Source organism: Yaniella sp. (genome assembly GCF_030453185.1).
Taxonomy (GTDB): domain Bacteria; phylum Actinomycetota; class Actinomycetes; order Actinomycetales; family Micrococcaceae; genus Yaniella.
Genome location: NZ_JAKDKW010000088.1, coordinates 1 through 8,501 on the forward strand (window position 1 = coordinate 1; position 8,501 = coordinate 8,501).

General features: G+C 55.7%; 10 protein-coding genes and 1 pseudogene. 10 read left to right on the forward strand and 1 reads right to left on the reverse strand.

The window, feature by feature from the left end; translation table 11 throughout:
* The 9 genes from L0H14_RS10780 to L0H14_RS10820 all read left to right on the forward strand — a co-directional run.
* A partial coding sequence (locus tag L0H14_RS10780; protein WP_301421808.1) for a molybdopterin-binding protein occupies positions 1-249 on the forward strand: 249 nt, incomplete at its 5' end.
* Positions 246-1,019 carry a molybdate ABC transporter substrate-binding protein gene (modA, locus tag L0H14_RS10785; protein ID WP_301416020.1) on the forward strand — a complete coding sequence of 258 codons (774 nt, stop codon included), beginning with the start codon at positions 246-248 and terminating at the stop codon, positions 1,017-1,019. The genes L0H14_RS10780 and modA, both read left to right, overlap by 4 nt.
* 5 nt (positions 1,020-1,024) lie before the next feature.
* Positions 1,025-1,855, forward strand: a complete 831-nt coding sequence (locus tag L0H14_RS10790) for an ABC transporter permease (RefSeq protein WP_336621704.1) — start codon at positions 1,025-1,027, stop codon at positions 1,853-1,855.
* Positions 1,856-1,864: 9 nt separating this feature from the next.
* Complete coding sequence (locus L0H14_RS10795) at positions 1,865-2,524, forward strand: sulfate/molybdate ABC transporter ATP-binding protein (RefSeq protein ID WP_301416022.1); 660 nt, start codon at positions 1,865-1,867, stop codon at positions 2,522-2,524.
* Between the two features lie 146 nt (positions 2,525-2,670).
* On the forward strand, positions 2,671-3,135 hold the full coding sequence (gene panD, locus L0H14_RS10800) for an aspartate 1-decarboxylase (protein ID WP_301416024.1): 465 nt from the start codon (positions 2,671-2,673) through the stop codon (positions 3,133-3,135).
* A gap of 302 nt (positions 3,136-3,437) precedes the next feature.
* Complete coding sequence (locus L0H14_RS10805) at positions 3,438-4,334, forward strand: transporter substrate-binding domain-containing protein (protein ID WP_301416026.1); 897 nt, start codon at positions 3,438-3,440, stop codon at positions 4,332-4,334.
* 94 nt (positions 4,335-4,428) lie between these two features.
* The gene (locus L0H14_RS10810; protein ID WP_301416028.1) at positions 4,429-5,181 is read left to right on the forward strand and encodes an amino acid ABC transporter permease; all 753 of its coding nucleotides are present in this window, start codon (positions 4,429-4,431) and stop codon (positions 5,179-5,181) included.
* A gap of 110 nt (positions 5,182-5,291) precedes the next feature.
* Positions 5,292-5,897, forward strand: coding sequence for an amino acid ABC transporter permease (locus tag L0H14_RS10815; RefSeq protein WP_301416168.1), 606 nt, complete (start codon positions 5,292-5,294; stop codon positions 5,895-5,897).
* Entirely contained in the window at positions 5,881-6,681 is an 801-nt protein-coding gene (locus L0H14_RS10820; RefSeq protein ID WP_301416030.1) for an amino acid ABC transporter ATP-binding protein, read from the forward strand. The genes L0H14_RS10815 and L0H14_RS10820 overlap by 17 nt, the downstream gene beginning before the upstream one ends.
* An 87-nt stretch (positions 6,682-6,768) precedes the next feature.
* Here the strand turns inward: L0H14_RS10820 and L0H14_RS10825 are convergent, their stop codons facing one another.
* On the reverse strand, positions 6,769-7,944 hold the full coding sequence (locus L0H14_RS10825) for a hypothetical protein (protein WP_301416032.1): 1,176 nt from the start codon (positions 7,942-7,944) through the stop codon (positions 6,769-6,771).
* A gap of 273 nt (positions 7,945-8,217) precedes the next feature.
* On the opposite strand from L0H14_RS10825, the pseudogene L0H14_RS10830 reads away from it, so the two are divergent.
* Positions 8,218-8,501 (forward strand): annotated as a pseudogene (locus tag L0H14_RS10830) (hypothetical protein); the annotation flags it as partial.

Here is an 8,501-nt window from a genome sequence, read left to right on the forward strand (position 1 = left end):
GCAGAAGGGCACCAGAACTTACCGGGTGAACTGATCTCCTCCGCCAGGAATAAGCTCACCGGTCTGGTCACGCGGATTGAATCCGATAAGGTCATGTCCCAAGTTGAGCTCCAATGTGGTCCCTTCCGAATCGTCTCGCTCATCTCCACCGAAGCCGTCCAAGAGTTAGATTTGCAAGTCGGCGCCCCCGCCGTCGCTACGGTCAAAGCGACCAATGTTGTTATTGAGACCACGGGACTCGCAACATGAGACGCCGGTTTGTCGCCACCCTGATCCTCGCCGCGCTTGCCCTCGGCGGCTGTAGCAGCTCAACCGACTCTGCCGGAGGCCAAGAGGGGTCGTTGACCGTCCTGGCAGCCGCGTCGCTGCAACAGGCTTTTGACGACATAGCTGCGGGATTCACCGCTAAACACCCCGGCATGAGTGTCGATTTCAACTATGCCGGCTCCTCCACACTGGTCCAGAATCTCGATGCAGGAGCCCCGGCCGATGTCTTCGCCTCGGCCGATGAGGCCAACATGGATACGGCCCAAGACGCCGGGCTCATTGACGAACCTACACGCGATGTATTTGCCGCCAACACGCTCGTTGGCATCGTGCCTTTAGATAACCCCGCGAATATCGCCACACTGGAAGACGCCAATGCTGCGGGTGTAAACCTGGTGGTTTGTGCACCACAGGTCCCCTGCGGGGCCTTATCGCAGTCGATAGCAGAGGCCGCAGGCAGCACACTCAATCCGGTGTCTGAGGAGCAACAAGTCTCAGATGTCCTAGGTAAAGTTCGATCAGGTCAGGCCGACGCCGGCCTGGTCTACGCCACCGATGCTGCACTAGCCCCTGACGAAGTCAGCACCTTCGAACTTGAGGGTGCCGATGACCAGCACAATAGCTATCCCATCGCACGCACAGCAAACGCTGAAGACCCCGAGGCAGCTGCAGCATTCATCGATTACGTCCAGTCCCATGCCGGGCAGGCCATTTTAGAAGACCATGGCTTCGTCGTCCCTCAGGAGCGGTAGCACGCATGATGACAACAAAAAGGGTTGCAGCCCAGTCGAGACGTCGTCCCAACCTTGCCGCCGGTATCCCCGGTGTTGCCGTGGCCATGGCCCTGGTGGCAGCCGCCTTCTTTGGGATCCCGTTTATTGCACTACTGGTCGACATCACCTGGTCTGAGCTGCCCGAGCTGCTCACCAGTCGGTCTGCCTTGGACGCCCTGTGGTTGTCACTTCGCACAGCGGTCGCGGCCACCCTCATATGCATCGCCCTGGGTATCCCGCTGGCACTTGTCCTAGCGCGCACCGAATTTCCTGGACGCACACTCACACGGTCCATTGTGCTGGTCCCGCTGGTCATCCCACCCGTAGTGGCGGGCATCATCCTGACCGAGGCTTTTGGACGTCGTGGTCTTCTTGGTGAGCAGTTGTCTGCCTTTGGCCTCGATATCTCGTTTACAACCGCGGCCGTGGTCATGGCCCAAACCTTTGTCTCCCTACCGTTCATGGTAACCAGCTTGGAATCCCATCTTGGCTCCTCCGGCCAACACTATGAACGCACGGCCCAGTCCCTTGGGGCATCGAAGTGGCGAACTTTCACCACTATCACCCTTCCGCTGCTTCGTCCCGGACTGATCTCTGGCACGGTGCTGACTTTTGCTCGAGCACTCGGCGAATTCGGTGCGACCATTACCTTTGCCGGCTCGCTGCAAGGAACGACCCGGACCATGCCGTTAGAAATCTATCTAGCCAGAGAAACTGATCCAGACGCTGCCGTCGCACTGTCTCTCGTCCTCATTCTGGTAGCCGTTGCCGTCATCGCCGTCGCGTACTTCCGTCCTGCCACGAACCAAAGCTAGGCATCCGTCATGACATCGCCCCTTTCCAACACCGACCTCAACGTTCGCGTGACCGTTACCGAGCGCAATGTCGATCTAGCATTCAGCGTTCCGGTTGGGCAAACCCTGGCACTGGTGGGCCCCAATGGTGCAGGAAAAACCACGACACTGCTAGCACTGGCAGGCTGGCTCATGCCAGATACCGGTTACGCACAGCTGGCCGATACCGTTTTCTTTGACTGTCCTGACGCACAGACCAGACCCAAAACCTGGATGGCAGCCCGATATCGCAGCATTGGCTACCTCTCACAGAATCACCACCTATTCCCCCACTTATCCGTCCTCGAGAACATTATGTACGGCATGGATCGAGCAGGGATCACAGGCCGCAAGTCGCGCAAGACCAAAGCCGAGAAGTGGCTATCCCGCGTGGGCCTTGCTGGCTATGGGCGCCGCAAACCTGCCCAACTTTCCGGCGGTCAAGCCCAGCGAGTAGCGATCGCCCGGGTACTGGCTTCCGGCCCGCGGTTGGTCCTGCTTGATGAACCGCTAGCAGCGCTTGACGTCGACGCAGCCCCAGCACTTCGGCAATTACTTGCTGACGTGCTGCAAGATCATACGGTGGTGCTTGTGACGCATCATCACGACGACGTCGAAGCGCTGGCTGACCAGGTCCATCACATCGACTAAGCCGACTCCGTATCTTCGACTTCTTGCCCAGTGTTCTCGCTGTGGGAATAATGCTGAGCTCTGCAACATTAATACAGTCACGGTAGCCTTATACTTTGGCTACCCCGCCGGCGACCTACTTTCTATCACGCTGAGAGGCAGAACCTATGTTGCGCACCATGTTCCACGGCAAAATTCACCGTGCCACGGTAACCGAAGCAGACCTACACTACGTCGGCTCTGTAACCGTGGACCAAGAACTCCTCGATGCCGCCGGTATCTTGCCTGGCGAACTGGTGTCGATCGTGGACATCACCAACGGAGCACGCCTCGAGACCTATACCATCGCCGGTGAACGCAACTCTGGTGTCCTGGGCATCAATGGCGCAGCAGCCCACCTGATCAACCCGGGCGATCTCGTCATCCTCATCGCGTACGCTCAAATGAACGATGCCGAAGCCGCAAACCATGAACCAAAAGTTGTACATGTTGATAGCCGCAACCGCATCATCAGTCTTGGACACGACCCAGCCGAGGCGATCGCCGAAGGAACTCAGCGTCCACCGCATGCTAGGACGCTTCGCGATAGCCAAGCCGAACTTCTAGGCCAGTTCACGACGTCGCAGTCATAGCGCTCACCTGTTCCCCTGCACTCCGATTGCAGTACGATCCTCCCGACTCAGGAAAACAACTCTTTCGTGCTGTCCGCCACGGTTCAATGCCCTGTCATGCGAATAAAGATTTCATAACACCATCAAAATAGTCCTCGAACTGTTGAGCAAGTCACGCTCATCCCGTTATGGTAGTCAACATCCTGTTGATCAGGTGTTCTTAATCACTCAACCGAGGAATAATGCGCCAAAACAGTCAGCCACGTCACTGCCCTGAAACAGGATCGTGGTTGGTCGGTGCATCATAAGGATGGTTATCTTTTATGCGTCCCAGCACATCGAGAATAAGTAAGACCGCTGCACTCTCTGCGGCTGCCCTACTGGCTCTCACCGCTTGCGGTGGTGACGACAATGACGAAAATGCCGGTAACGGCGAATCCGAGGTGATCACGGTGGGCATCGCCGGCGAGGTTCCGTACTCCTACCTCAACGACGAAGGCGAGCCAGAAGGCGCCACCGTGGCACTGTCCGAAAAGATCTTCGGAGATATGGGCTACGAAGTTGAAGCTGAATTAGTAGACTGGGACAACCTGATTCCAGGTCTCAATGCAGAACGTTTTGATGCCATCTCTGCCGGCATGTCAATCACTCCAGAGCGCTGCGAAGAAGCCGCCTTCGCTGAGCCAGAGATTATGTACACCACCGCACTGCTGGTGGAAGAAGGCAACCCTCACGATGTCCAGGACCTCGACGATGTACTGGAAGCCCAAGAGAATGGTGAGGACATCACACTGGCGACCCTCACCGCTGGCATCGAAGCAGGCTACTCCACTGATATGGGCTTGGACTACGACGGTGTCGGCAGCGCTGATGAAGGCATCGAGATGGTCCAAGGTGGCCGCGCAGATGTCTTCGCACTGACCGCTATCTCACTGACCGAGATGGCTGGCGACGCGGACGGAGTCGAAGTTACAGAACCTTTCGTCCAAGAGATTGACGGCGTGAAACAATACGGCGCCGGTTCCACCGTCTTCCGCCAGGATGACACCGAAACCCTCGACGAATACAACGAGCATCTCGCGCAACTAAAATCTGACGGCGAGCTGGGCGAGATCCTTGGTGAGTATGGATTCACCGACGCCGAAGTCCCACCGGAAGACATGTCATCCGAAGCGCTCTGCGCCGGCGACCTAGAATCCCTTCAGGATATCGAGGAATAATCTAAACCTCCCTTTTTCCTGACGGCTCCGTCCGGCCATGTAACCGGCCGGACGGAGCCGTATTTTTCATAGCTAAAGGAATTGGAGACCTCTTGTGGATTATCTCGATGCACTCTCCATGCATGCATCCCGACTGTGGGAAGGCTTGCTCATCACACTGCAGCTGACGCTAATCAGCGGGATTCTGGCCTTCATTGTTGCTGTCATCCTCGGCCTGATGGCCGGTAGTACCAGGAAGCTCGTGCGCTTCCCCGCTCGTATCATCATCGAATTCTTCCGTGGTACTTCGCTGCTTGTGCAACTCATGTGGCTGTTTTACGTGCTACCACTCTTCGGCCCCAGCCTCGACGCGATGCTCGTGGGCATTTTTGCGCTGACACTGAATTATGGCGCCTATGGTGCAGAGGCGGTCAGGGCATCCATGACATCTGTTCCGCAAAGCCAATGGGAGGCCACCATCGCCCTCTCCATGTCGTGGCAACATAAGATCCGGCGGGTCATCTTCCCCCAGGCGTGGGCATTGATGTTGCCCTCTTTAACGAACCTGTGGGTACATCTGCTCAAAGGTAGCTCGATCGTTTACATCATCGGCATGAGCGAATTCACCTTCGAACTCCTTCAACTACGGCGCACTACCGACTGGTTCTTCGCGCTCGCCATGGTCGGACTTATCGTATATTTCCTTATCGCTCTTGCCCTGACCCAACTGATGCGACTACTCGAAGTTCGTGCCAAGCACAGACTCGGACGCGGCCCTAGTCTCAAGGAAATCCTCTCCCCAATGCCTCCGAAAACGCCCGCTGCTGACAACGCTTCGGATACTCATGTGACGGGAGGGGCCCGATGAATACGCTCGCAATGTTAACTTCCACCGTCGCCGGAACCGTGGATGTTCCTGATATCGATGACACCACAAGTTACTGGCGCTGGGACTTCGCCTGGGAAGTACTGCCGGAAATGCTCCGGTCCTTTTTCCAGGTGACCTTGCTGGTCACTGTCGTGGGCACACTGATAGCCGTCGTCCTCGGTTTAGCGCTCGCCATCCTGATACGGGTCCTACCCCGGCCGCTTGCGTGGATCATTACATGGATCGCAAACTTTATCCGGATGACGCCGATCGTTGTTCAACTACTCGTGCTCTTCTACGGTTTCGTCTGGATGGAGCCGATGACCATTGCGCTACTGGTCTACGGGATTCACTACTCCACGTATATGTCGGAGGTGTACCGAGCTGGCATCGACTCTGTACCTACGGGTCAGTGGGAAGCTACAACTGCGCTTTCAATGCCAGCTACTCGCGTCTGGTCCCGCGTGATCATTCCTCAAGCGCTCCGTTCAACGGTGCCGTCGCTCGGAAACTACGCGATTTCGATGTTCAAGGACACACCATTTTTGATCGCGATCTCTGTGATGGAAATGGTGACCACCGCCTTGGAGATTGGCGGCTTTACCTACCGCTACATCGAGACCATTACTATCGCCGGACTGATTTTCTTGGTCGCGAGCTATCTCACCGCCGTCCTCGTCAACCGATTGGAAAAACGACTTGCCTACCAACACTGAGCACCAACAAACGCAACCCGTTATCGAATTCCAGGACGTCGAAAAACGCTACGGGAACAAGACAGTTCTCAATGACCTGAGTTTCAAGATAGAACGCGGCGAACGCGTCACGCTCATCGGTCCCTCAGGTTCGGGCAAAACAACGGTCCTGCGTCTCGTGATGACCCTTGAAGAACTCACCGGAGGTTACGTCTTCATCGATGGCAAACCACTTGCTTACGAGCAGCGCGGCGGAAAACGTCTTCCTGTGTCCAAACGTGACCAGAAGCAGCTCCGCACACGTATCGGGATGGTGTTTCAGCATTTTAACCTTTTCCCGAATATGACGGTCATCGAAAACATGATCGAGGCTCCAGTGCACGTGCTCGGAAAATCCAAAGCTGAGGCCACGGCACGGGCACATGAACTCCTGGCTCAGGTGGGGCTCCCCGATAAAGCTGACGCGCATCCCTCGTCCCTCTCAGGAGGCCAGCAGCAGCGCGTAGCAATAGCCCGGGCATTGGCTATGGATCCTGAGATCCTCTTACTCGATGAAGTGACCTCTGCCCTGGACCCAGAAGTCGTTGGCGACGTGCTGCAGATCCTCCGGGACGTTGCCGCAACGACCAACGTCACGATGTTGATCGTCACCCACGAAATGAGCTTCGCCCGCGATGTGTCGCATCGAGTAATGATGTTGGACGGTGGCAAGATCATCGAAAGCGACGACCCGGAGACAATCTTCACCAAACCCAACAACGAGCGCACCCAACAGTTCCTCTCCGCGGTGTTAGGCAACGATTGAGTCACTTCGCGCCTAGTGACCAGAGCTATACAAATAGTCCGTTCGGCATGTATTCCGAACGGACTATTTGTTTTCTCAGGTGTTCCATCAATTCTCTATGGAGCTTGGCGCTGTCGCCTCCGCAGATTGGCTACCTGCGTTACGACGTTTGACGCTCGCACGCCATATCGTCACGACAACCATGATGACCAGCAGGACCGCACCAACATAGCCGTTGAGTACGTACACAATGTTGACCATCTCATCAAATGGGAGCCAGAGACCGATAACGGTGCCCAGCAGGGCCAGGACAATAGTGAGTACCTTGTATTTCTGTGTACCATCTGGGAAGAAACGTGACGATACGGTCCATAACAGAGGAATGGCCGTGGTATAAATACCAGCCAGAATCATCAAGGAAATTAGTGAAGCTATAATCGGCGCGATATCCCCAGCCAAAACCAGCATCGGAATCTGCATACCGGCCACGCGATCAATGTTGGCCAACAAGCCCATGCCGACCACGACGCAGGCAAGTGAGAAGATCACACCGCCTGCGATCCCACCGGCGCGAGCTTCGCGATGAGTCGGCACCGTCTTACCAAGCGCAGTCAAAAATGCAGCTAACCACAACATGCAGAAGCCCACATAGCTCAAGCCAGCCACGATCCAGTTATTCGAAGCCTGTTGAACGTCGAGGTCTCCAACCATATTGTGGCCGGCCAGCAGGCCAGTGTCAGCGTTGATAATGCCCACGATGCCCAAGCCGATCGCCACGACAACGATAATCGGGCCAATCTTACCTATGACATCAACGAGGGAATTCAGGCCGAACAGAACAGTGACCGCCACCAAAATGGTGAGACCAAAGCCACCTACCCAGCTTGGCAAGTTATAGTGTTCGTCAAAAACAGCCCCTGCACCGGCTACCATCACGGTAAAGGACAGGAAGACGAACAGAATCGAGAAGTAGTCGAAGAATTTTCCGACGTATTTTCCGGCGTAGTATTCAAAAATTTGTGAGGGCTTTGCGAATTGTTCGCGGCGTCCGACGGTGAGGAATTGTACGGAGACGAAACTGATGAGCGCTAGCACGATGGCGCCGGTCCCAAAGAGCCCCCAGAAACCGTAGGACGCGTAGTACTGCATAATTTCCTGGCCGGTGGCAAAACCGGAACCAATGAGAAACGCCATAATCGCACCGGCGTACGTCAGCACGCGCAGCGCACTGGATCGTTCCGTAGAAAACAGGTGCGTCTTCTTTTCTCGTTTTATTTTTCCCATGTGAAGAGCCTTCTGTCTTGAGTGATAACTGATATATCGATCCATGATTGTGCGATATATCACCATTTCCGCACTCTAGGGCAGGCAATTATGGGCGTCAACACTTTGCCGATGGAATCTCCCGCCAATTTTTTTGAGCATGCAACCAGTCCACGAAGGAAAACCCGCCCGGCAATGCTGTTACAACATCTACTTCGGCGGATATGCTGTGGGACAAGGTTCGCTGCGTGACGTAGCGATGAGATAGGTTCGACCAGTGCAGTGGAGGTGCCGTTGTTTAAAGATGCCCGTAGCTCCCCTGGTCTGTCAGAGGCGAATCAACATGTCGTATTGTCTGCGTGGGCCAGATCTTTGGGCCTGGATGAAGAGGACTTGCACCGCGCCAGTGAATCGTTAGACCCTGATCATCGCCTGGAGGTCGCTGCCGAACCTGGTCTCGACGGCTGGGATCCGCAGACCGCAACTTTTCTCCAGCTGTTCAACGTTTCGCTGCTGTATGGCCCGCAGTGGTTTCTTGATGCCGCACGAGATATTCCCAACGAGGTCTTGGCATTAGA